The sequence below is a fragment of the Pseudoalteromonas sp. MSK9-3 genome, from assembly GCF_003590335.1.
GTDB lineage: Bacteria > Pseudomonadota > Gammaproteobacteria > Enterobacterales > Alteromonadaceae > Pseudoalteromonas.
On sequence record NZ_MIET01000027.1, the window covers coordinates 153750 to 178962 of the forward strand.

General features: G+C 42.2%; 18 protein-coding genes. 14 read left to right on the forward strand and 4 right to left on the reverse strand.

Annotation, left to right across the window (positions count from 1 at the left end):
* Positions 1-110: 110 nt before the first annotated feature.
* Positions 111-1025 carry an alpha/beta hydrolase gene (locus BGP78_RS12010; protein WP_119861593.1) on the reverse strand — a complete coding sequence of 305 codons (915 nt, stop codon included), beginning with the start codon at positions 1023-1025 and terminating at the stop codon, positions 111-113.
* A gap of 432 nt (positions 1026-1457) precedes the next feature.
* The gene (gene gorA / locus BGP78_RS12015; protein ID WP_119861594.1) at positions 1458-2816 is read right to left on the reverse strand and encodes a glutathione-disulfide reductase; all 1359 of its coding nucleotides are present in this window, start codon (positions 2814-2816) and stop codon (positions 1458-1460) included.
* Positions 2817-3088: 272 nt separating this feature from the next.
* Between gorA and prlC the strand changes: the two genes are divergently transcribed.
* The 4 genes from prlC (at position 3089) to BGP78_RS12035 (ending at position 9363) form a co-directional block, all read left to right on the forward strand.
* On the forward strand, positions 3089-5134 hold the full coding sequence (prlC, locus tag BGP78_RS12020; RefSeq protein WP_119861595.1) for an oligopeptidase A: 2046 nt from the start codon (positions 3089-3091) through the stop codon (positions 5132-5134).
* Positions 5135-5264: 130 nt separating this feature from the next.
* Positions 5265-6425 (forward strand): response regulator, encoded by a 1161-nt coding sequence (locus tag BGP78_RS12025; RefSeq protein WP_119861596.1) that lies wholly within the window; start codon positions 5265-5267, stop codon positions 6423-6425.
* A gap of 107 nt (positions 6426-6532) precedes the next feature.
* Entirely contained in the window at positions 6533-7297 is a 765-nt protein-coding gene (locus BGP78_RS12030; protein ID WP_119861597.1) for a class I SAM-dependent methyltransferase, read from the forward strand.
* 140 nt (positions 7298-7437) lie between these two features.
* Complete coding sequence (locus tag BGP78_RS12035; protein ID WP_119861598.1) at positions 7438-9363, forward strand: methyl-accepting chemotaxis protein; 1926 nt, start codon at positions 7438-7440, stop codon at positions 9361-9363.
* A gap of 85 nt (positions 9364-9448) precedes the next feature.
* On the opposite strand, the gene BGP78_RS12040 is transcribed toward BGP78_RS12035, so the two are convergent.
* Positions 9449-11575 (reverse strand): S8 family peptidase, encoded by a 2127-nt coding sequence (locus tag BGP78_RS12040; protein ID WP_119861599.1) that lies wholly within the window; start codon positions 11573-11575, stop codon positions 9449-9451.
* Positions 11576-11930: 355 nt separating this feature from the next.
* Between BGP78_RS12040 and BGP78_RS12045 the strand changes: the two genes are divergently transcribed.
* Complete coding sequence (locus BGP78_RS12045; RefSeq protein ID WP_119861699.1) at positions 11931-13118, forward strand: NAD(P)/FAD-dependent oxidoreductase; 1188 nt, start codon at positions 11931-11933, stop codon at positions 13116-13118.
* A gap of 154 nt (positions 13119-13272) precedes the next feature.
* Here the strand turns inward: BGP78_RS12045 and BGP78_RS22665 are convergent, their stop codons facing one another.
* Positions 13273-13413, reverse strand: coding sequence for a hypothetical protein (locus tag BGP78_RS22665; RefSeq protein WP_171044277.1), 141 nt, complete (start codon positions 13411-13413; stop codon positions 13273-13275).
* A 771-nt stretch (positions 13414-14184) separates the two neighbouring features.
* On the opposite strand from BGP78_RS22665, the gene BGP78_RS12050 reads away from it, so the two are divergent.
* From BGP78_RS12050 to tssH, 9 genes are all read left to right on the forward strand, one after another.
* Positions 14185-15477 carry an ImpA family type VI secretion system protein gene (locus BGP78_RS12050; protein WP_119861600.1) on the forward strand — a complete coding sequence of 431 codons (1293 nt, stop codon included), beginning with the start codon at positions 14185-14187 and terminating at the stop codon, positions 15475-15477.
* 61 nt (positions 15478-15538) lie between these two features.
* Positions 15539-16069, forward strand: a complete 531-nt coding sequence (locus tag BGP78_RS12055) for a type VI secretion system tube protein Hcp (RefSeq protein ID WP_010362738.1) — start codon at positions 15539-15541, stop codon at positions 16067-16069.
* Positions 16070-16079: 10 nt separating this feature from the next.
* On the forward strand, positions 16080-16577 hold the full coding sequence (gene tssB, locus BGP78_RS12060; RefSeq protein ID WP_010362739.1) for a type VI secretion system contractile sheath small subunit: 498 nt from the start codon (positions 16080-16082) through the stop codon (positions 16575-16577).
* Positions 16577-18049 carry a type VI secretion system contractile sheath large subunit gene (gene tssC, locus BGP78_RS12065; RefSeq protein ID WP_010362740.1) on the forward strand — a complete coding sequence of 491 codons (1473 nt, stop codon included), beginning with the start codon at positions 16577-16579 and terminating at the stop codon, positions 18047-18049. Before tssB ends, tssC begins: the two co-directional genes overlap by 1 nt.
* A 120-nt stretch (positions 18050-18169) precedes the next feature.
* On the forward strand, positions 18170-19456 hold the full coding sequence (locus tag BGP78_RS12070) for a type VI secretion system contractile sheath domain-containing protein (protein ID WP_119861601.1): 1287 nt from the start codon (positions 18170-18172) through the stop codon (positions 19454-19456).
* Positions 19453-19896 carry a type VI secretion system baseplate subunit TssE gene (gene tssE, locus BGP78_RS12075; protein ID WP_119861602.1) on the forward strand — a complete coding sequence of 148 codons (444 nt, stop codon included), beginning with the start codon at positions 19453-19455 and terminating at the stop codon, positions 19894-19896. Before BGP78_RS12070 ends, tssE begins: the two co-directional genes overlap by 4 nt.
* A complete protein-coding gene (locus BGP78_RS12080; protein ID WP_119861603.1) occupies positions 19889-21706 on the forward strand; it encodes a type VI secretion system baseplate subunit TssF in 1818 nt (605 codons plus the stop codon). The genes tssE and BGP78_RS12080 overlap by 8 nt, the downstream gene beginning before the upstream one ends.
* Positions 21697-22620 (forward strand): type VI secretion system baseplate subunit TssG, encoded by a 924-nt coding sequence (locus BGP78_RS12085; protein WP_119861604.1) that lies wholly within the window; start codon positions 21697-21699, stop codon positions 22618-22620. The genes BGP78_RS12080 and BGP78_RS12085 overlap by 10 nt, the downstream gene beginning before the upstream one ends.
* A 15-nt stretch (positions 22621-22635) precedes the next feature.
* Entirely contained in the window at positions 22636-25206 is a 2571-nt protein-coding gene (tssH, locus tag BGP78_RS12090) for a type VI secretion system ATPase TssH (RefSeq protein WP_119861605.1), read from the forward strand.
* The last annotated feature ends 7 nt before the right edge of the window (positions 25207-25213 follow it).

The following is a 25213-nucleotide window of genomic DNA, read 5'->3' on the forward strand; positions in this document are numbered from 1 at the left end:
AGTTTTGAAAGTATAGTTTAGCCTTAGGAAACAGACCAAGCCTTCTGATAAACCAAAAGGCTTGCTGTAGTAAAGCCGTTAGTGACTGCGTTGAAGAGAACATGATTGTGCTAAAACCAGCTAGCCAGTGACTCAACATACTCTTGGTTTATTATGTGACCACCCTCAAAAATAATATGTTTCTTATTACTCGATGCAAGTGCGTTATACAAAGCCAAATTATTACTTTTACTGGCATATTCATCATTGTTTGTCGTGACCAACCATACTTTTTGATCAACCAATAAAGACGCCACATTTTTAGGGGCTACTGAAGCTGTGGTATCTTCAATGTGTGGTGGCACAATGGCTAAAACATTACTAACTCGTTTATCCACACCCGCTAATAGCAGGCTAGATTGGCCGCCCATACTATAACCTGCAACGTGAACATTGCTGATATCCAGTTGCTTTTGTTGTTCAATCCAGTCAATCAATACTCGGTGGTCGACAATGGTATGGCTCATCATCTCTACATAATCGGTTTTATCACCCAGAAAGTTCACATCGAACATGATCGAGCTTAGAGGCTTATCAGCAACTTTGCGTGAGCCGTGATATCTCGCATCAATTGCAATGACAACATACCCTTTCTGTAGGGCTTGTTGGGTTATCTTGTTAACTTGGGTAACCGTGGGTCGTCCATTGATCGAATCTGTCCACCAGCGAGGGTAGCTGCGGCCCATAGCATGCAGACCTATTAAAACAGGGTATTTGTCTTTCACCTCTTGAGGATAGTTAATTTGCCCTTTTACCTTTGAACCATCAAAAGTGGTATAACTGAACTCAAATAATCTGTCATCTAGCTCATTTAACTCAAAATCCATATGTTCAACAGGCGTATAATTGTAGCTATCGACTATTTGCTCGGTGGTCAAGTTTTCAGTGTCTAAGGTAAAAAATGCATAATAGATTGCGCCTAAAAAGAAGAATAGCCCTGCCATTATTTTGAGCCCTTTAATTGAAAATATAGTCTTTATACTCATGTTTGTTTCCTTAATTCTGATGAGGCAACATTAAATAACTGGGCGTGAAATAAATGTGAAATAGACCGGTATATCTTCAGACTTATACCAAATGGGAAGTCCCAGGTTTATCCAACTGAACAGTGAAGGTCAAATGTGTTACTCGAAGTACCGTAAAGTCATTTAAAACGGGGGTTTTATAACGTAACTGTTAGTTAGTATTTTGTATTTTTTGAGAGAAATATCCAGTGAATCAGTTTTGCTGGTAACGAGAGTCGTCGTTGAGTGCTGTAAAGGGGTTATTGCACTTAGTGCCTATATAAAGATAGTGAATTGCTCTGATCTAATCTATTCTGAATTGCATTGTAATGTCTATGCCACCTAATTCCGCTGCATTTAGGTGGCATAACGTAGGCACGTGAAATTCAATCGATATTGATTGTATTTCGACCCCTACCTCATAGTCACAAACTCTTCGCTACCCGTTGGGTGTATCGCAACCACTGCGTCAAAGTCTGCTTTGGTCGCGCCCATTTTCATGGCAACGGCAAAACCTTGGATCATTTCATCAACAGCAAATCCAATACCATGTAAGCCAACCACTTTCTCTTCAGGGCCTACACACACTAGCTTCATTTTACAAGGCTGACGATGAGCTGTAACTGCGGTGTACATGGCCGCAAAAGACGAACTATATACTTTAACTTGATCTTCGCCATATTGTGCAATGGCATCGGGTTCAGTTAAACCAATGGTACCAATTGGAGGGTGACTGAATACCACTGTTGGGACTAAGCTATAATCCATTTTTGCATTGGGTAATTCAGGGTTGAACAAGCGCTCGGCCAACATACGTCCGGCTTTTACAGCCACGGGTGTAAGCTCTATGCCACCTTCCATAATATCGCCTAACGCATAAATGCCATCCACCGATGTATTTTGAAATTCATCTACTTTGATAAAACCACGCTGGTTGGTATCAACGTCAGTGGCTTTTAGATTGATCAAGTCGGTTACTGGCTCTCGACCGATTGCCCAAATAAGTTGCTCCACATTGTGACTTTCCCCATTTTCAAGGTGAAGTGTCACAGAGCCGTCGGCCTCTTTTACAATTTCTTTCGGTGTAGAGTGAGTGTGAAGTGTTGGGCCTTCTTTTTCCATTACTTCGGTGAGGGTTTCTACAATGAGCGGATCAAAACTGCGCAATGGGGCGTGTTTACGAACGAATAAATGCGTGTCAGTGCCTAACCCATGCAAAACACCCGCTAATTCAACGGCAATATACCCTGCACCAATTACAGCAACACTGCGTGGTTGCTCATTTAGCTCAAAAAAACCATTGGAGTCAATACCGTGCTCAGCACCCGGTATGTTTGGTACCGATGGACGACCGCCTATTGCAATACAAATGTGATCAGCGGTGTAGTGCTCTCCATTAACTTCAACCGTTTTGTTGTCAATAAACTTAGCAAAGCCATTGATCACGGTGACGCCATTTTTGGCTAAATAGCCATTATAACCTTGATGAATTCGACCAATATATGCCTGACGGCTTTCAACTAGTTTGGACCAATTGAAGTTTTTCAGTTCAACATCAAAACCATAATCGGGCGCATATAATTTAATTGCTTCAGCGACTTGCGCGCCATGCCACATAACTTTTTTTGGCACACACCCGACATTTACGCAGGTTCCACCCATGTGCTTGGCTTCAATAATGGCTACTTTTGCGCCACGCATTGCAGCTCGGTTTGCAGAAGCAATACCGCCACTGCCTCCACCAATAGCAATATAATCAAAATGTTGAGCCATAATTTACCCTTAAAAATTAAATAATATGTTCTACGCTTAAAGTAGTAAGACCATCAAGCCGATGAAAAAATAACAGTGTAATACCAATTTACGTAAAGATCTGAAATTTCTGCGTGATGATAACTTAAGCTTAACGGAAGAATACGTATACATGATCACTTTAGAACAGGTATATGCTTTCTTTCAGGTTGATCAGAATTCTTTGTTACTGCTTGAAATAGCGATGTTTGCCCCAATTTCAACACCTAGATAAAAAATAAAAGAGAGATTACATGAGCAATCCATTAATCGGGCTTGAAGGCCTACCGCCATTTTCTAAGATCCAGCCAGAGCATGTAGTACCCGCCCTTAAAGAAGCGATTGCTCACTGTCGTAAAACCATTGATGATGTGCTGACTAACAGTGTATTTAATTGGGAAAACTTGGTACTACCATTAGAAGAGGCGGATGACAAGCTGTCGCGTATGTGGTCGCCTGTCTCGCACATGCACTCAGTGGTTAATTCAGATGCGCTGCGAGAAGCCTATGATGAGTGTTTACCATTGATCTCTGAATATTCTACTTACTGTGGTCAGCATCAAGGGTTATATAACGCCTATAAAGCAGTAAAAGAGTCTGCTGAATTTTCAACATTGTCTATTGCTCAGCAAACCACTATCGACAATCAGCTGCGCGATTTTGCGTTATCAGGAATTGCATTAAATGAACAACAGCAAAACCGTTATGGCGAAATAAGTGCGCGTTTATCCGAATTGGGCGCAAAGTTTGGTAATAATGTGATGGATGCCACGCAAGCTTGGCAAAAACATATTACAGATGAAGGTCAATTATCAGGTCTTCCTGAATCCGCACTCGCATTAGCTGCGCATACAGCACAAAGTAAAGAATTAGAAGGGTGGGTATTTACCCTCGATTTCCCGTCTTATTTACCGGTGATGACATATGCCGATAACCGTGAATTACGCGAAGAAGCGTATCGTGCATTTTCAACCAGAGCGTCTGATCAAGGACCAAATGCCAATGAATTCGACAACTCAGAGATTATGGCTGAAGCGCTAGCCCTGCGTCATGAAATAGCACAATTACTTGGTTTTGATAGCTATGCACATAAATCACTGGCAACAAAAATGGCCGATTCACCAGGGCAAGTATTTGAATTTTTGAATGACTTAGCTGAAAAATCCAAAGCTCAAGCAAATGGTGAATTAAAAGAGCTTGTTGAATTTGCCGAGCAGGCACATGGCATTAGTGAGCTGCAAGCTTGGGACTATGGCTATTATGGTGAAAAGCTAAAACAAGACAAGTATGCGATTTCTGATGAACAATTACGCCCATACTTCCCAGCAAACCGTGTACTGAATGGCTTATTTGAAACGGTTAATCGTTTATTCGGTATTAAAGTAACTGAAATGACAGACTTTGATAGTTACCACAGCGATGTACGTTTTTTTGCGATACATGATAAAGCCGACGAATTACGTGGTCACTTTTATCTAGATTTGTATGCGCGCGAGCATAAAAGAGGCGGTGCGTGGATGGATGATTGCATGGGCAGAAAGATGCGTGCAAATGGCCAACTTCAGACACCCGTTGCTTATTTGGTGTGTAATTTCAATAAAGCGGTTGGAGATAAACCTGCGTTATTTACCCATAATGAAGTCACTACATTATTCCATGAGTTTGGTCATGGTATTCACCATATGCTAACGCAAGTTGATGCAGCACCAGTGGCGGGTATTAATGGGGTTGCATGGGATGCGGTTGAGCTACCAAGTCAGTTTCTTGAAAACTGGTGTTACGATGAAGAAGCGTTGAGTTTTATTTCTGGGCACTACGAAACAAACGCGCCATTACCAAAAGAGTTACTAGATAAGTTATTAGCGGCTAAAAACTATCAATCTGCGATGCAAATGTTGCGTCAAATTGAATTTAGCTTATTTGATTTCCACATTCATGCTGATTATCAAGCCGATTCAGGGTGCCAAATTCAACAAGTGTTAAATACCGTACGAGAAAAAGTCGCGGTCGTGAAAGCGCCAGAGTTTAATCGTTTCCAACATGGTTTTAGTCATATTTTTGCCGGTGGTTACAGTGCGGGGTACTATTCGTATAAGTGGGCTGAAGTACTGTCAGCGGATGCATTCTCTAAGTTTGAAGAAGAGGGGATCTTTAATGCTGAGACAGGTCAGGCATTTATGGAAAACATATTAGAAATGGGCGGGTCTGAATCACCAATGACATTATTTACCCGTTTTCGTGGTCGAGCACCACAAGTGGATGCATTGCTGCGTCACAGTGGTATTGATGTAGCAGCGTAACACTGCAGTAAAACAATGCTGTATATAGATAAAAGCACCTAAGGGTGCTTTTATTTTATCTGAAACTTGCTCGCAAATTTATCATCTCGGTCTATGCTTTTTAAAGATATGATTTGATAGGGAAAGCACAATGACCAAATTGGTGTTGGCTATAGATGATGATAAATTAGTGCACCATATTATAGAAGAGGCATTGTCGCACTTTTGTAAACTGATACACGCCAAAAATGGTGACGAAGGCTTGCGCCTTGCTGAAAAGTATCATCCAGACATAATTTTACTCGATGTTGAAATGCCGGGCATGTCGGGCTTTGAAGTATGCGAAAAGCTAAAAAAGTCACGTCGTACAGCGGATATACCGGTGATGTTCCTTTCGTCTAAGTCAGAACTAGCTGAGCGAATGAGGGGCTACAATGCGGGTGCGTCAGACTACGTGGCTAAACCCTTCGAAAGCGATGAACTCATTGCCCGCATTAAAGTGTTAGATGCGTACCGCCAACAATCTCGTAAGTTAACGCTAGATGTACGCAGAGCTCAGATCACTGCAGAGATAGCCATGACGGATTCTGGTGATATGGGGCGGATCATGCGCTATGTTGGCCAGTCGTATAACGCCCATGATTTAACCACCCTGTCGGATTACTTCTTTGAATTTTTTGTGCCATTACAGCTAGAGGTTGCTGTGGCATTTTGGTATCACGATACACAAGTGTTTTTATCTGGTAATGGTGCCATGCAGCCAATAGAACAAGAACTGCTGAGTAAGCATCGTGATGGCAGCCGCTTTGTTGATTTTGGTCGCCGGACAATTATTAACTACCCGAAAGTGTCTTTGTTAATTAAAAATATGCCAGTGGATGATAATGCCATGTATGGGCGTTACAAAGATTTGTTACCGCACATTTTAGAGGCAACCAATGCAAAAATAAAAGATATGGAAGTCAGTGAAGAAGCATTGAGTAAAGTGGATCAAATTGGCCGTGTTTTTGAAGAGCTATCAGACCAATTAGCTGGTATTGGCGGCCATCATTCAAGTAAGGTAAGTGAATTTGGAGACTTGGTGCAGCAAATTAACGGCTTAAAAGACAAGCAGCTAACAGCAGAGCAGGTAGAAGCACTAGATAAACTCTATCAACACTTTTCGTTTGTGGATGACGAGTTATCAATTATTAAGTTTAAGTTGTCGGATATTACCGAGGCACGCCATCAATTGATTGAAAGCTTAAATAAAATTGCGAAGCCTTGGGGTGAAGAAGAGGTTGCTGCACAAACCGATATTGAATTATTTTAATTATATTACCGCAAACGGCATTAACTTTGCCGCATGAAGCAAGTTTTTATGTCGTGTGGATTACTGATTAGATATACTGTGGAGGCTATGATTTTAGGAGCTTGCAGTTGGTTATTCATACCCCTTTTCCAGAAAACCGCCCATATTTAGAACAAATTGAGCAAAAATTTGCGTTGCCTGCATGGGCGCAAAACCATGCGCAAGGTATAGATTTTAAATTGATATATGACCAATTAGGGCTCCAGCTATTTAAAAGTGATGAACCTAAATTAGGCGCTATTCAAGTTGATTTTGTCACCGGAGCAAGTGCGCATCGTCGTAAGTTTGGTGGTGGAAAAGGCCAAGCGATAGCCAAAGCCGTTGGCTTAAATAAAGGGGCCACCCCCCATGTTTTAGATGCAACAGCAGGACTTGGACGAGATGCATTTGTATTGGCATCACTTGGTTGCCAAGTCACCTTACATGAACGCCACCCAGTTGTGGCGGCACTGTTATACGATGGCTTACAACGTGCTTATCAAGATGCCGATATTGGACCTTGGATGCAAAGCAATATGGCCATGGCATTTGGCTCTAGTCATGCGCTTTTGGCTGCAACGGCGTGCCAGCCTGATGTGGTGTATTTAGATCCGATGTTTCCACATCGCGAAAAGTCAGCACTGGTAAAAAAAGAAATGCGCGTGTTTCAAACCTTGGTTGGAGACGATCATGATGCGGATGGGTTATTTGACTTTGCATATGCGCTTGCCAGCAAACGTGTGGTGGTTAAGCGCCCTGACTATGCACCTTTTTTGAACGATAAAAAGCCCAGCATGCAGATCACCACTAAGAAAAATCGTTTTGATGTCTATGTGAAATCAGCGATGAAATAGCAAAATGGCCATTTAATGCGGATAAAAGCTACGCCTAAAGTATGCTTTTATCTGTTGCTGAACCTGAAACAAACAAATTACATTAAACTGTCATAAAAGGTTAATACTCTACCCGCGCTACTCATTATTAGGATGTGATCATGCGCGTATCTTCGTTTACTCGGCTCTTGGCAATACTCTTAGCTTTGGCCAGCATATTCTTGGCGGGCGTCTTATTTTGGGCGTCAAACACTTTAAATACGTTAGATGTACAAAACACGGCGTACACTCAGTTAAAGAACACCATTTTGATTGACCTTGAAGGCAGTATTGAAGACTACCTAAAAGCAGGGGATAGTCAGCACCTAAGTCAATCCTCAGAGATCATTGCTGCCATTAAGGCCAATAGTTTATCTATATTGCCGAGCAGCGTGAATGGGTTACTCACCAAACAGCTGGATAGTTTAGATAGCGACATAAACGGCAAGTATCGAGCACTGGGTAAGTTGTCGGGCAATGAAATGGCGTTACTAGATAATGCGTTAAGGCAAATGGCAGGCTCGGCATCGTCGTTAATTAGTTACACATTAAAGGCGCAGCCACACCCTTTGAGTGCAGACTATTTTTCACTGGCGTCCGACTATTATGCACAAGTGAGTAACCTAGGTATTTATACCTATCAACTCAATGCCCATTTTGACAATACAACAGATGCCAACTTGCAAAAAACCATCAGCAGCTTAAATACATTAGCGCGCAAACTGGAGTCGCTCGACAATTTAGGTGTAATGTCTGAAATTGATGAAGATGAACTGTTTTTTGGTGGCGAGGCGGAAGATCTTGCAGAAGAAATAAAAGCCGAGCTAGTAAGCTGGCCAAAACGGTTTGATCGTGATTTACAAAGCACCTTAACGCAGGCAAAACAAAGGCAACAAGGTATAGATGCACTGCGTAACGACATTAAAGAGGTTGCCGACATCATGCTCAGTGCTGAGCAACAATTAAAAGATGAACAGACTCAGTTAAAATACCAAGTATTGCTTATCTTTGGTGTTGCAATTGGCTTGTTGGTTTTATTAGCGGCAGCGGTTTATATAATGCAATTTAATCAGGTATTGACGCCCTTGCGCCAATTACGCGATGGGTTTGCCGACTTGATTGAAAGTAATGAATTAAAAAATATTCATAGTAAACATGCCAATACCGAACTCGGTGAAATAGCGACCTACTTTAATCAGTTGATTGACCGACAACGCAATGAAGCGCAAGAGCGTTCGCATATGCTAGAAGTGATCAACGACTTTATGCAGCAAATGAGCGATAACCTTTCGCAAATAGGCCGCCAATCAGATACCACCTATGAGCAAGTTGAGCAGACCGAAACCATGCTGGTAACAATTAAAGCGTTGGGCGGTGAGGTGAACGATATTAATACCCAAGTCTCGGATAATGCCAGCAGCACGCATCAAGCTATGACGCAAAGCGTACAATTTGCAGACGCGATGCTCAATGCCAGCTCTGAAACGCAAAGCCGAGTTGAGCAAGGGTTAGCCAGCTTAAATGAGCTATTAAATGGCGTGTCGGATGTGGGTAAAGTGATTGAAATGATCCGCACCATTGCAGAACAAACAAATTTGCTCGCATTAAACGCTGCGATAGAGTCTGCGAGGGCGGGTGAGCATGGCCGTGGTTTTGCTGTGGTGGCTGATGAGGTGAGAAAACTCGCCCAGCAAACCCAAGATTCGCTGTCTGATATTAATCAGCAATTGGGTATTTTAGGTGAAAACTCAGAAAAAGTATCCACGCAAATATCGGCATTGGCGGACGATGCACAGCTGCAAACTTCTCATGCTCATGAGCTTAAACGTAATTCAGAAGGTGTAGCGACCAGTGCACAAAGTGCCAATCAAGTTGCCGATAACGCCATGGAGCTTGCCCAACAGCAAAATGGACTCCTAGAAAACTTTAGTGTGGCAATGTCGCAAATGAAACATCAAGTGAATAGTTCAGGCCAGCAGGTCAGTGATATTCAAGGGCAATTACAAGAGCAAATGCAGCGCATAAGAACCAGTTTAGGCTTGGTGTAAGCGCGGTGAATAAAAAGGCCGAAGCGGTTGCTTCGGCCTGCCCCAGGGAATGGGAGTGATTGCGAGTTGCTACAATCGGGTTGGGTTATTTGTACTCAGCATTGAGTGTAACGCCTGAGAAAGTAGCGTAAGCGTTTAAGCTTAAGTGCCATGTACCTGCTGCTGGCGCATTAAAAGTACATGTTTCAGCATTGCCTGAATTCCACGAACGGCAATCATAGCTGCTGCTTGTTGGACGTGAACCTTGAGTGACATATAAATCTGCATCACCCGTGCCACCAGATGTTGTTACCGTAAAGCTGCTCATGCCTGCGGGTACATCAATGGTATAGTGTAGCCACTGGCTTCTTGAGGCTGCTAGGTTGCTTTGTGAGCCACCGCCCGGTTGCGTTGTACCGCCACCTGTTGTGATATCACCTTTTAAGCTCACACCAGAATATGCAGAGTACGCACTTAATAGTACATGGTAAGTACCTGCAGTAGGGTTATCAATTTCACACACTTCACTGGTTGATGATTGCTCAGATTTACATGCATGGCTGCTTGTTGTTGGTTTAGTGCCTGCTTGTACATAAAGGTCAACATCACCTGAACCACCCGATGTAGTAAAGCGTACTTTAGTAGCGCCTGCTGGGACTTCAAGTGTATAGAAAGCTTGGTTATCTTTAGCTGCACTCAAGCCACTTTTCGCGACACCATCAGTTAACACGTTGTCATCACCAGTCGGTGGTGGTGTGCCTGTCGCTTGCGCTACAGCCGCTGCTGCATCAACAATACCAGTACCACAGTTGTTACATGTTGCTGGGAAGCTACGTGTGGTATCTTTTAAGATAGTTTCAATTTCGTCAGGCGTTGCATTGGGTTTTGCTTGCTTGATCAATGCAGCAACACCTGCAACATGCGGCGCCGCCATTGAAGTACCCTGCGAGTAATGATAGCTGTCAGATACCGGTCCTGTGCTGCCTGAGTTGTGTGTTGACAAAACGCCTTCTGAATCATTGGCAAAGCTTTGTGCGCCACCCGGTGCTGCGACATCAATAGAGGTACCATAGTTTGAATAGTAAGCTCGGCCGCCGTTACGGCCAACGGATGCAACATTCACTACGCCATTACAGTTACCAGGGTTGTAGTTGTTGGCATTGTCGTTGTCGTTACCCGCAGCAATTACCACAACAGAGCCGTTGTTACGTGCTTGGTTGATGGCATTTTGCGTTGTTGCACTACATGCACCGCCGCCACCTAAGCTCATGTTAATAACATCAGCAGCATTGGCGTTTGCAGGCACGCCTGAAACGGTCCCACCAGATGCCCAAATAATGCCATCGGCAATATCTGAGGTTAATCCACCACATTTACCAAGTACACGTACAGGTACAACCTGTGCGTCATAAGCAACCCCAGCGATACCTTCGCCATTGTTTGTGACTGCTGCAACAGTACCCGCAACATGAGTACCATGCCAGCTAGAGTCTCTGTCTGAACTAGGTGATGGGTTGCCTTGCGCGTCTGTACCACATTCGCCGCGTGTTGTTGCATCACCCGGATCTCGTGCGTCATTATCTCGTAAGCCACCATCGTTCGCGACTTGTAAGTTAGAGATCATGTCGTAGCCAGGTAAAATGTTTGCGTTTAAATCTCGGTGAGGACGATAGCCGGTATCAAGTACAGCAACCGTTACACCCGCACCAGTTGCACTATCCCAAGCGGTTGGTAAGTTCAAACCGCCATTGGCTTCAAAATAATGCCATTGATCTGAATAACGCGGATCGTTCGGGGTGGCAAATGGCTGGAGCATTTGGTCTATTTCAATGTATTCAACATTACCCGACTCAACGATTTCTTGCATTAACGCGTTTGCTTCAAGGGTTGTTAGTTTTTTATTTACCCGCATAACGTGGTGATTTGCCAGCGCCATTGGTCGCACATAGTGCGTTGAAACGCTCGATTTTTGGCTTTTAAATGTTTGAACAAACCCCTGAGCGCGCTGTTGCACATTCGCGTCAGACATTTGTTCAGTCGATAAAGTCATCATTTGTTCGTTGTTTTCTTTATATTTTATGATGAACTGGGTACCGAGTGTTGCTTGGTTTTGCATTTTTACAGCGGTTTGCGCAAAGCTAATATTGTTACTTGTTGCTAAAGCACTGTGTGCCGTAAATGCCGCAGTCACAGCCAGTGAAATAGCACCTAATTTTAATTTTGTTGTTGTCATAAATTTCCCCTACCTTGTTTTTGTTGATGCTTCTTATTTGCAAGAAGGTTAACGAAGGTAAAATTAAAGTTATTTTTTTTAAAGTGTTGTTTTGTTATGTGCACTATTGTTTTTGTTATAAGGGGCCGTCTAAGTTGTGCAAAAAACACTCTAGTGTTATGTTTTTATTACATTTATAAAAATTATTTATTCTGTAAATGAGTGTGCACAGTAGTGTAAATGAATGTAAACAAGATGAAATAAATTCACATTTTAGTGAGAATATGCTTTTTTGGCCGGAGTTTGAGCAAGTAATTTTGCTGCGAGTGCAATTTTGTTACAATGCGCGCATAAATTTATTTTGATGAGTAAAAGTGTGCTGCAATTTGATGTTGTTGTGATTGGTGCCGGAGCTGCTGGGTTAATGTGTGCCGCGCAGGCTGGCTATCGAGGCCGAAAAGTCGCCGTTGTTGATATGGGTAAAAAGCCCGGTCGTAAAATTTTGATCAGTGGTGGTGGTCGGTGTAACTTTACCAATGAAGGGGCGTCACCCAGCAATTATTTATGTGCCAATCCACACTTTGTTAAGTCATGCTTAAGCCGCTATACCCAGCATGATTTTATTGAGCTGGTAGACCGCCATGGCTTGGCCTATCACCATAAAACCTTAGGTCAGTTATTTTGCGACAACAGTGCCCAAGACATTGTTGATATTTTAATGACGGAGTGTGAATGGGCGGGTGTTGAGCACTTTTTACGGAGTGAAGTGTTAAACGTCGTGGCAGCAGCTGAAGGTGGCTATGTGGTGACAACCTCAGAGCAGCAATTTAAATGTGCGTCATTGGTGGTTGCCGCCGGTGGATTAACTATGCCAAAACTAGGCGCAACGCCGATTGGGTATAAAATCGCCGAGCAGTTTGGCTTAAATGTATTACCAACAATGGCGGCACTGGTGCCATTTACTTTGCATGATCATGATAAAGCACGATTTGAAGGGCTATCAGGCGTGAGCATCGCGTGTAACGTAAGCAGTGAAGACGGCACTGAGTTTAAAGAGAATATTTTGTTTACTCACCGAGGCTTATCAGGTCCCGCGGTTTTACAGATCTCATCATTTTGGCGAGCAGGTCAGGCCGTCACGATTAACTTACTACCCGAATTAAACTTGTCAGACACCCTTCATCAATGGCGCGCAGAGCAGGGCAGTAAATCGCTTAAAAATAGTTTAAGCACCCTATTGCCAAAACGTTTTATTGAAATTTTAATTGCTGAACACGCCATTCCAGACAAAGCACTTAACCAGTTAAGTCACACAGAAATAGAGGGCATTGCCACTTATATTCATAATTGGACCATCAAACCCAATGGCACCGAAGGCTACCGTACCGCTGAAGTTACCTTAGGTGGTGTGGACACCGATGAGCTCAGCTCAAAAACCTTTGAGGCTAAAAAAGCGCAAGGCTTATATTTTATTGGCGAAGTAACCGATGTAACCGGCTGGTTAGGTGGCTATAACTTCCAATATGCGTGGAGCTGTGGCTTTGCGGCAGGGCAGGTGTGTTAGTGTGTTTTGAGTTAATTAAAACGAAGACTATCTTTTATTAGGTAACGGTTGCTGTAAACCTTGACGGTGGTTGGCTGAATTTCCCATAGTTTTCTAGACGCAAATTAGAACTGTGTAGTCTAAGCTCATATTATGAGCTTAGACTGTGAACTGTTTAGTAAGGCTCACATGGATGATCTTTAAAACAACCAGATAAAGAAAAACCACCGCCGCCAATTGCTTTAGTTGCGTTCTTATCTAACATTTCTTTACTGCTTAGCTTTTTCAATTGTTGTTTTTTTAGTGCTAATTTCACTTTGAACTCCTTTTTAGTATAGAAAGTTATCCATTAATTTGGACATATTTAGACTATGGCTTAATTCTATTTCTGTCAATAGCGTTGATTGTGAATTCATATTGCCCGGAATCAAAGGCGTACATACTTTATTTGGTTAAGTTGAGCTAAATATTTAACTGGTTACAAGGGGTCGGGATGTGATGAATGTGCAAATGAACTCATTTAAGATTTTAGGCTGATTAGTAGTCAGTCCTTGAGTTTTTACGTGATGCGACAGCATATGTCTTATTTTACTTTAAGGTAAATGTTTGATGACTTAAAAAGGGAGTATTTTACTCTGGGTCTACTCTAGATACTTTTAATCAATCAATAGTTGGTTAAAAACTATTAAATGATTAATAAAAATCACTCAGTTTTATCGTACGAACTTCCACTGCTATTAAATATTTCTTTACTTATATTATGGCGAATAAATCGGTATTTTAAGTTCTAATTATTCCATTTTGTATTATTTTGTTTTCATTTTGGTTTCATAGTTGCAACTGCTGTATATGCCCCTTTTACTCCTGAAAAGTGAACAAAATATGGAGATTTTAATTAATTTAATATCTATAAATATCAATCGTTTGGGTTTTTGTTTTTTCATTTTTCTAGAGGGTGAACTAGGTGGGTGAAATAAGTGGTTTGAACTGTATTTAATCATAGATTCTTGTCTTGACTTTATCTCATTATGCTCCAAACTGTTTCTATACTTTATCGCAATCTTAAGGGAGTAGTATTTAGCTATTTATGTTGCTATATACTCAAGACAGTGAATTAGAAGTTGGTATTTACTTAAAAGAACAACGTGCAAAATTTAGAGAGCTTAGAAACTTACTAAATGTTGCTCAGTCCAGCCTTCGTAAATTATTAGAAACACCAACTTCGGCACAAGATCAAGACTTACAGCGCCAAAATGCTGAGGCTTGGTATCAACTACAGCAAGCCTGTACAGAGACGTTAAAAAATGAGTCTCGCGATATCGAAGTATTTGTGTGGTGGCTTGCAGCGCTGCCTTATAAAAAGGCTGACCTGTCTTTATTAGATGAGGGGCTAAGTGACTTTTTATTTGCGTTAAATGTGCTTAAAGAAGATATACACCCTCGTTTACCCGACAAAAAAGTTGCGGGGTTAGAGGCGGCTGAAGCAATGCGTAAGCAGTGTGAAAACCAAACTCGACCGTTGGAGCAGTTAACCGGGGATAGCCCAAATACGGGGTTGTTGAATGCCCCCCTTATGCAGTTTCCGTTCATAGACAGCTACACATTTAGTGATTATTTATCAGATCATAAATCAGGCAAATTAGAACAACAAAAAGCCGAGTTTGCCAGTGTGATTCAATCGCATAAAGCACAGCTAACAGCGCAGTTTGAAACGATTACATCAATTGACAATAAAATCGGTGAAATTGATGTATTCATTAACGGTTATCGAAATAAAAATGGTTTGGCGTTGCTTGGGTTTCGTTTTGTAAAAGACAATCTCAAGCAAATAAAAGCAATGTATCAGTATTTTTTCCCTGATGTGGTTAAAAAAGAAGACATTGTGCCGGCACCTGTTCAGACAAATGACAGTGACGCTATGATAAAACCTGATGTGACGCCCGAAATTGAAACGCGTGAAGCGGTTGTTGTAAGGCCTCAAGCGCAAAGTGATATAAGCACTTATACTCGAGAGAATGCGCTTGAAGATTTGAACCGAATTGCGGTGTTTTTTAAACAAACAGAGCCGCACAGTCCAATTCCTTATTTGTTAGCGCGTGCGATCCGGTGGGGCAATATGTCATTTTCGGAATTAATGAACGAGCTGATCACCAAAGATTCGCCAGTACTGGCTGAAATTAGCAAGTTAACTGGGGTTGAAAATGACTTGGGTGAATTACTTAATGAGCAAATAGCCCCAGTGATTACACCACAAAGTACGATAACAGAGACACCTGTTATTGTAGAAGAAACACACACACCTGTTGAGCCTGAAAAGGTTGAGCCGGTAATAGAGCAGCAACCAAAGGCCAGTTCTTCAAGCTCTGGGCCATTATGGTAGTTATCATATATTAATGCCTGCGGCACAGTAGGCAAACTAAAATAGCAAAGGAGAAAGAGAGATGGCATCAATCTTCATGAGAATCGACGGTAATGACACTATTAAAGGCGCAGCAACGGTTGTTGACTTAAATAGTAAAAAAGGTTGGTTTGCAGTCGATAGTCTATCTTGGGGCGCAATGCGTGGTGTGTCAGTAGATATTGGCAATGCAAATAACCAAGACAGCGGTATGGTTGCACTTGGTGAGATCAGTATCTCTAAGACATATGATGGCGCAACACCTTATTTGTTAACTTATTTGTTCCAGCCGGGTGCAGATGGTAAAACAATTGAACTAGTAATGACTAAGCCATCACGTGACGGTAAAGGGATCATTCCTTACTATGTTATTTCGTTAGAAGAAGCACGTATGGCTAACTTCAGTATTTCTGGTAGTGATGGCGGTCAACCTTCAGAGTCATTCTCGTTAACTTATACTAAAATTGAACAAATCTTCTTCGTTGAAGATGAAGGCGGTAAGTTAGAGAAAGCAGCATCAGTGAAATACGATGCAACAACTAACCAACTAACGTCTGCGGCAGATCTTAAGTAAGGTATAGCAAATGGCACTTAATTCACAGCACAAGCGCGTGAGTAAAAACCGCGTAAGTATTACTTACGATGTTGAAACTAATGGCGCTTCAGAGAAAAAAGAACTTCCTTTCGTTTCAGCTGTTTTGGGTAACTTCTCTGGTGACAAAGAAGATCCAAAAGAAGTTGAAGATCGTGAGTTTGTTCAAGTAGATCAAGATAACTTTGATGAAGTACTAGGGCGTATTCAGCCAAGCTTGTCGCTTAAAGTCGACAATGTTATTGAAAATGATGACAGTCAGTTTGAAGTGAACCTTGATTTTGAATCAATGAAAGACTTTGAACCAGATGCATTGGTACAGCGAATCGAGCCGCTTAAAAAGCTGCTTGAAACGCGTAATCAATTAAATGAACTACTCAGTAAAGCTGACCGTTCGCGTGACTTTGAAAAGTTATTAAAAGATATCTTGCAAAGCTCGGACTCTATCAGCGCATTATCTGAAGAACTTGGCGCGAAAGGAGAAGAGTAATGTCTGAAGAGTTACAGCAAGGTGCTGGTGGCGAAGGCGAAAGCCTCTCGTTTTTAGATCAAGCAATTAATGCCACAAGCCAAACTGCACCAGATAGAACGAAAGAGTTATTAACGTCTTTAACGCAAGAAGCGATGTCAGGCACGGTAACGTGGAATAAAAACCTGACAGCGACGATTGAAGATGCAGTAGCTGCGATTGACGCAAAAATGTCAGAGCAGCTATCGCAAATCATGCAAAAAGATACTTTTCAGGAGCTTGAAGGGTCTTGGTTGGGTCTGCAGAAACTGATCCGCAATAGTGCGCTGGGCACTGCGCAGAAAGTTAAGCTATTAAATATCTCAAAAGACGAGTTATTAGAGCAATTTGAAGATGCACCTGCGGTTGATCGTAGCCCAATATTTAACTCTATGTACCAGCACGAATATGGTACTGCTGGTGGTGAACCATATGGGTTAATTTTAGGTGATTACGAGTTTTCACAAAGCGATGAAGATGTCGCGTTACTGCGTTATATGGGTGAAGTTGCAGCAGCAAGCCACGCACCTTTTATTGCAGCAGCAGCACCTGAAATGTTTGAACTGAACAGTTTCTCAACGTTCAGCGAAGGCAAACCAATTGCGCCAGCATTTGATTCACCAAGCTATGCGTCATGGAACTCATTCCGAGAAAGTGATGATGCACGTTATGTTGCATTGACGCTACCTCGGACTATGGCGCGCTTGCCATATGGCGGTAAAGGCAAAAAAATTAAGTCATTTAATTTTGAAGAGCTGAGTACGGACAATGCCGGTAATCCAAAACCAGCAAGTAACGACGAACTAGTATGGTCAAATGCAGCGTTTGATATGGCGTTAAATATGAATAACGCATTTGAAGCATTTGGTTGGTGTACGGCGATTCGGGGTATGGACAATGGCGGTAAAGTTGAGTCGCTACCTAACTTAACTTACTTTACAGATTCTGGTGATATTACCCAGCAGTGTCCTACTGAGGTAAACCTAACAGACGAGCGTGAAAAAGAGCTAAGTGATCTTGGTTTCTTACCTTTGGTTCACTATAAAAACTCAGATTACGCTGTGTTCTTAGGTGGCCAGACAACGCAAAAACCAAAAGAATATACTGACCTAGACGCAACGGCAAACGCGGCAATTTCAGCACGTTTACCTTACATTATGGCCAGTAGCCGCATTGCACATTACCTAAAAGTGATGGGCCGCGATAATATTGGTTCAAACATGGAATCAGCAGATATTCAAAAGCAAATGAGTGAGTGGATTGCAACTTATACCAACTCAGGTGCGATGGGTAACGAAGAACGTGCTAAAACGCCATTGGCTGAAGCACAAATCTCTGTTATCGAGCAACCAGGTCGCCCTGGTGCTTATTCTGCGATTGCACACCTAAGACCTTGGCTACAAATGGAAGAGCTAACCACTTCTGTGCGTATGGTAGCGAGCTTACCGGGCTAAGGTTGACCAGAACAGCGTCAATTTAACAGATTGATAAGCTGCAAAAACGAGGTACTTAGGTACCTCGTTTTAATCATACAGAACACACATTGACTGAAATACGTTGCAAGGATTTATCGCGTGAAGTTGCACACTGAACTAAGTCAGCCACATATACCGCCTAAAGCGCAGGCTAAGCACCTAATTAGTGAAATTGATCGGGTGATCAGTGAACAGCTGTCTTTAATTATGGCTTCACAACAGTTTGTTGATCTTGAAGCGCGCTGGCGCAACTTACAAGAGTTGGTGAGCTTACCGGTTAACTACAAAACGATAAAAGTGAAGATCATGAATATCTCGTGGCAAGAGATTTCACATGACTTGAATATTGCGACCTCAATTAAACATACCCGACTATATAACGTTGTTGCTAATCAAGAGTTTAATACCATGGGCGGGGAGCCTTATGGGTTACTTGTGATAGACCACAATGTCAGCCTTGAACTCGATTATGCCGATGAATTTGATGCACTTTATACCCTAGAGCTTTTGGCTGAATTAGGTGAGAAGAGTTTGTGTCCCATTTTACTCGATGCCGATGATAATTTTTTAGGCGCACCCGGCGAAACGTTTTTATGTGATGTGCCAAAGTTAAATCGTGTGCTAGCCGATAATGACTTCGCGAGTTGGCATCGCTTAAGACAAAGTAATAACAGCCATTTTTTAGGTTTGATTTTTAATAAAGCTGCGATACGAGAAGCCTATCGGTTTCACCCCTGTGGTTTTGTATTTGATGAAGAAAGTGAAGGCGATTATATCTGGGGGAATGCGGCGACGGCGTTCTTAAAAAATGTGTTATTGGAGTTTAATCGCGTACGTTGGTTTGGTTTTTTAAAGTCACGAAAATTAGACTCCTCAGGTGGCAGTGTTATCAGTAACTTTGGTGAAAAAGCCCAGTTTACCACGACGTTTAAAACACGGATGTCGGGCTCTACTGCGTCTTATTTGTCACAACAGGGTTTGATCCCCATTTTTCATAACCCACTCAATGGTAAATATTTCTTTCAGTCTAATTGCTCTGTAAAAACTGAAACGCAAGGAGAAAACCGTTATTTGATCCAAACGACTTTAATGATCAGCCGTATTGCGCACTATTTAAAAGTGCAACTGCGAGAAATGATAGGATCAGCTTTAGAGCCGCATGATTGTGAAAACCGTTTAAGTCATTGGCTAGAGCAGTATTGTTCTAACTCGATTGTATCTGATGAAATGACCTTGGCTGGAATGCCATTAAAGTCGGCAAAAGTGCGTGTAATCGAAGAGCCGGGTGATACCAAGCGTTATGCATGCCATATTGATCTTGTACCACAATATCAGTATGACCGCGTCGCCAGCATGGTGAGTTTATCAACGGCGGTAGAGTCATGAGCTTTTTTAGCGCATTTTATATGGATACGGATAGTGCGACGCATAATTCTAGTGATGAATTAGTGCAATCAATCCATCATAATATTGGGCTTATTTTAAAGACCGAAGCGGCATTTTTACATGATGACAGCAACAGTATGGCGAGCCAGTCGAGCATTTGTTTTGGTTTGGAAGACATTGCCTTATTCAGCCGTTTGAATTCGGGCGAACAAATTGCGATAAGAATTAAAAACAAAATCAGCCAATTTGAGCCCCGATTACACGCCATTAAAGTGGCGTATATCGAACATGAACAACAAGACTTACTGTCGAATACCCTAAAGTTTGAAATCTCAGCCATGATCACGATTAATGGTAAAGAAGAGGTATTGCTGTTTGATACCGATATTAATTTAAGTCAAATGACAGTCATGATAGAGAACGAAAGCCAATATGATTAACCGTATGTTGAAACACTTTGAAGATGAACTTGCCAGCATACGTCATGGCTTAGAAGGGTTTCGTAAGCGCTTTCGTCGCGAAGCAGAGCATATTAATTTAAATGATAAGGGTCGTGAAGACCCTAATGTTACGCGGTTAATCGACAGTTTTGCGTGGGTTGCCGCCAAAAACGCCATGGAAATCGATACGCTAAGAACAAAGCATATTGAAGAGTTTAGTGAGATTGTGTCTCCAAACTTGTTTAAAACATTGCCAACTGTGGTAAAGGCTCAGTTTCAACCCAGTGCAGATGACTTTAATAAACCGGTATTGTTAGACAAACACGTTGAAGTTGAACTAGACGTGCTCAAAGCGGGTGAAGAAAACGTCAGTATTAAATTGAGTAATTCCCTACCGATCACGTTTAGCCCGCTGTCGGTGACTGGTTTTAAGTTGGAGCAAACGCCGTTTGAGCACGCAATGCCTCACGGCCTTGATACCAAGCATGCATTGTACTGTTTACGTGTGGCGTTAAAGCCTGTGAGTGACGAAGTCGATATACAGCATGCGCTGTGCCAAGCAATTCAGTTGCATTTTAGCAATGAGTCTATTGGTCGCAATGTGGCAGACATCATCAATCAAGCGGTGATAAACGTCGCGCTATGTGTGGAGGGCGCTGAGCAAGCATACGATGTCGGAGAGGGGAACTTTAAATCATTGTTGTGTGATGAGAACTCCTTGGTTTCACCGCTTAAAAGTAATGAAATTCCGGTGTACTTTAAGCTCAAAGAATATTTTGCTATTCCTGATAAACGCCATTTCTTTATTTTACGTAACGATAAGCAAGTTCCAGTTCTCCCAGGGCAAACGGTTTATTTAGATTTTTATTTAAATGAGCTCGGCGCGGGGTTATTAGATGAGAAAAACCTGTCGGTTAAAATTAATAAGACGCTGTTTAGCAATTTGTTTCATCAAACCTCTGAGCCGGTGCGGGTGAATTATCAAGAACTGTCATATCCGATTATCGCCGATGCCAGTCAGAACAACATTCACATTTATTCTATCGATCGTGTTTATCAGGTCTCATCAAGTGGTCAAACTGAAATCCCACCGGTCATAGGGACCCAAACAGTTGATTTTCAAGAACAGTTATATTGGTCAAAAATCACTAAGCTTGCTGCGGCAAGCCATTCACAAACCATTGATGCAATAGATGAAGTTCAGCATTTGGTGTTACCCATTAATAATGCCACTAAGGCGTATCCAAATGGCTTTACTACCTATGCTGAAATTACCTGCTTTGATGCTGACTTGGCGAATAAAGTACATGTTGGTAATCGCATACTGGTGAACACAGAAGAAGCGTTAGCTGGCGAGTTTCACGTCGGTGGTGTCACAATACAACCAGTCGGAACCGTCACAGATGAACGTAATTACTGGAATATGCTGCGCTTATTATCGTTTAACTTGTCGCAATTGCTAGAAGCTGAAGATGCCAAAGAAACATTGAAAGGCTTTTTGCGTTTATTTGTGAATTCAAATGCGACGCACCAAGAGCTGAATGCTATTTACCATGTGAAAGCTGAAAAGATCAATGCGCCATTTCAGGTGCAAGGTAGAATGGTGTTTGTACCCGGACTGAATTTGACCATTACTTTGGATAATTCAGAGCTGACGGCCGACCTCTCGTTGTTCAGTGAATTACTGAATGACTTTTTTATCGCACAGACGCCTTTTGATCGTTGCTGTCAGTTGCATGTGCAGTATACCAGTTTCAATTGGCCGATTAAGCGCTTTGATGCTCAGCTTGGGGTGCGTGTATGCAGCTAAGTAAGCGAGTGTTTAATCGAGTGAGTTCTGCGCTGCACTTTACACGTCTGGCTAGGTTGTTTGGGGCTAAAAAAGTGAGCTTCAAGCAAGAGCTGTTTTCTGATAATTACACCAATCGACACATAAAATACGACGAATTAGCTGATAAACACTACGTGGTGAGTGCGCATGAAGCCACTTTATTTGGCCCTCAGGGCGGGTTACCTAATTTTATTTTGGATTGGCTCAAAGAAGCGTACTTAAAGTCAAATCGGGCGTATTTACGCTTTTTGGCAATTTTTGATAACACCTTTGTACATCAAGCGCTGCAATTAAGGTCGTATTCATCATTGGTTTTTCGCGCAGAACAAACACAAACGGCCCATGATGTATTGACGTTAAAACGCTCATATTTTTACTCGTTGACAGCGCAATACGAAGCTTTGTCTATGCTACCGGCCACCTTGGTTGTTCGCAGTGAACATTACTCATTAAATAATTTAGTGTTATTGCTAAAGCACTATTTTCCGAACGACATTTCGGTGTCGTTAACTGAGCTGGAAGAAAAAGTAATACCAGCACAAGCGCGCAGTCGCATTGGTCATTGCCAATTAGGGCAAGGCGCAGTGTTAGGACGAAAGTTTCCACAGCTGGGCCGTAAGATCATTGTCAAAGTGAAGTTTGAGTCGGCATCGTGTTTTGCCAAACTTGAACGCCAAGACAGTGAATTAGTTGGTCGGTTACAGGCGATTAAGACGCTTTGTAATTACTATGTTAATCATGAGGTTGTAGTTGATGTTGAGGCTGAATATACTGGCTCACAGGCATCATGTTTAAAACTTACTAAGCAGCAACCTGACGCGATTGTGTTGGGGGTAAATTCCAATTTAGCCACGCGCAATGGTATATATAAACGAATAGTAAGGGCTCGTTAGAGTATAAGGGATCGTATGTCACAAGTTTCTATTTCAAAGTTAATAGCTTATTTAGATAGCAACCTAAAAAATGCACTCGAATATGCGGCTGCTGATGCGATGAAATCGCAAGTTGGCGCAATTGAAATTGAGCATTGGTTGATGTCTTTATTACAAGGGCGAGATCCGAAACTTCAACAGTTTCTAGAATCACAAAAAGTAAATATTGCAGGCTTTGTACAGGAGCTAGAGCAAAAGCTAAGCAAACTAGAAAAAGTACATTCTGGTCAGCCTACGATTAGTCCCGAACTCATTGAGACGGTAAAATCAGCTTGGTTGGTGGCATCTGTTGAATTCTCTCATGGCAGTGTGGCCGGGCTACATTTGTTGCTGAGTATTTTACAGCCCGATCCTTTGGCTTTTAACAGTAAAGAATTCAATGCACTGAAAAATGTGTCTATTGAAAGCTTAAAAGCGCATATAAAAACCTTATCTGTTCCAGTCAAAAGCGGTAATACCGGTGGCAGTAGTGCCCCTGCTTCTGTAGTTACCGGAGCATTAGATAAGTTCACCGTTAATTTAACGCAAGCGGCAGAAAATGGTGAGTTAGACATTATTTCTGGCCGTTCTGAAGAAGTTCGCCAAGCAATTGATATTTTGTGTCGTAAGCGACAAAACAACCCGATTTTTGTTGGTGAGCCAGGCGTGGGTAAAACCGCAGTGGTAGAAGGGCTAGCACAAAAAATTGCCAATAATGAAGTACCCGCTGTACTGGCTGGGGTGCAAATTCATACTTTGGATTTGGGGCTATTACAAGCCGGCGCAAGCGTTAAAGGCGAATTTGAAAACAGGCTGAAAGATGTAATTAATGAAGTAAAAATGTCAGAAGTACCGATTGTGGTCTTTATTGATGAAGCGCATACGTTGATTGGCGCGGGGGGAGCTGAAGGTCAAAATGATGCAGCAAACCTGTTAAAACCTGCATTAGCACGCGGTGAATTTAGAACGCTGGCTGCGACAACGTGGGAGGAGTATAAAAAGTACTTCGAAAAAGATCCTGCACTAACTCGTCGTTTTCAAGTGGTCAAAATTGATGAACCGAACGAAGAAGATGCGTTGCAAATGTTACGGGGGGTCGCTGAGTCACTGAAGTCACATCACAATGTGTTTATTACTGAAGCAGCACTTGAGGCTGCAGTGAGCTTATCTGTGCGTTATTTGCCAAGCAGAAAGCTGCCTGATAAAGCCATTAGCATATTAGACACATCCTGTGCGCGCATTGCATTGACGCAAAGCGCAAAGCCAGCGCAAATCGAGTCGGTAGAACAAAGTATTCGTTACCTAGACAAAGAAATTGAATCGTTAAACAAAGAAGACGCAATGTTGGCTAATCAACAGGTGACGATTAGCGAAAAAGCCCAATTAAAGGTGAGCTTTGAGCAGCAGCTTACAGCACTCACTGAGCAATGGGACAAAGAGAAAGCATTAGCAGGTGAGCTCGCCGCTATTCAAAAAGGTGAAGCAGAAGGCGACTTTGCGCAATTGCTAGCGCAGTTAAAAACACTGCAAGGTGAAGATCCTATGATCCACGCTATTGTCGATGAACAAACTATTGCAGAAGTTATTGGTGCATGGACGGGTATACCAGTAGGCAACTTACTCAAAGATGAAGTTGCTAAGTTACTGACTCTAGAAGATTCTTTGCATCAGCGTATTATTGGTCAATCACATGCAATGAATGAACTGGCTAAAAGCATTCGCGTATCACGTGCCGGATTAACAGATAAACGTAAACCGGTTGGCGTATTTTTAATGTGCGGTCCGAGCGGTGTGGGTAAATCAGAGACTGCACTCACGTTGGCTGATCAGTTGTTTGGTGGCGAGCAAGACATGACCATCATCAATATGACTGAGTTTAAAGAAGCGCATAAAGTGTCAATGCTGTTAGGATCTCCAGCGGGTTATGTTGGCTATGGTAAAGGGGGCGTATTAACCGAAGCGATTCGCCGTAACCCGTATTGTGTATTGCTACTCGATGAAATGGAAAAAGCGCACCCAAGTGTGCACGATATTTTCTATCAAATTTTTGATAAAGGCTGTATTCAAGACAGTGAAGGGCGCAATATCGATTTTAGAAATACGCTGATCATAATGACCTCAAACGCTGGCGATAGCGCCATTGTAGATTATTGTAATGACCACCAAACACGCCCAGAGCTGGTTTCTTTGGTTGACAATGTGCGTCCAGCATTACAAGAGTATTTCAAGCCTGCGTTTTTAGGTCGTTGTAATATTATTCCGTATTATCCGTTGAATGAAGCTGAATTAGCGCAAATTACTGAGATTTCTTTAAAACGTGTGGCGCAAAAGTTGGCTGAAACCTATGAAGCCACGCTAGAGTATGATCAGAGCTTTGTTGACTATGTTGTGACGAAAGGCAATGAGCCTACGATAGGCGGACGAGCCATTGAGCAAATTATTAATCGTCACCTTATGCCGCTCCTTGCAGAACGGTGCATTGAAAAAATTAGTCAAGGCGAGACTATCAGCGCAGTCACCATTAATGGTCAAGCGGATGCTGCTGGTTTCGACTTACTGGTAAGTTAAGGTCGTT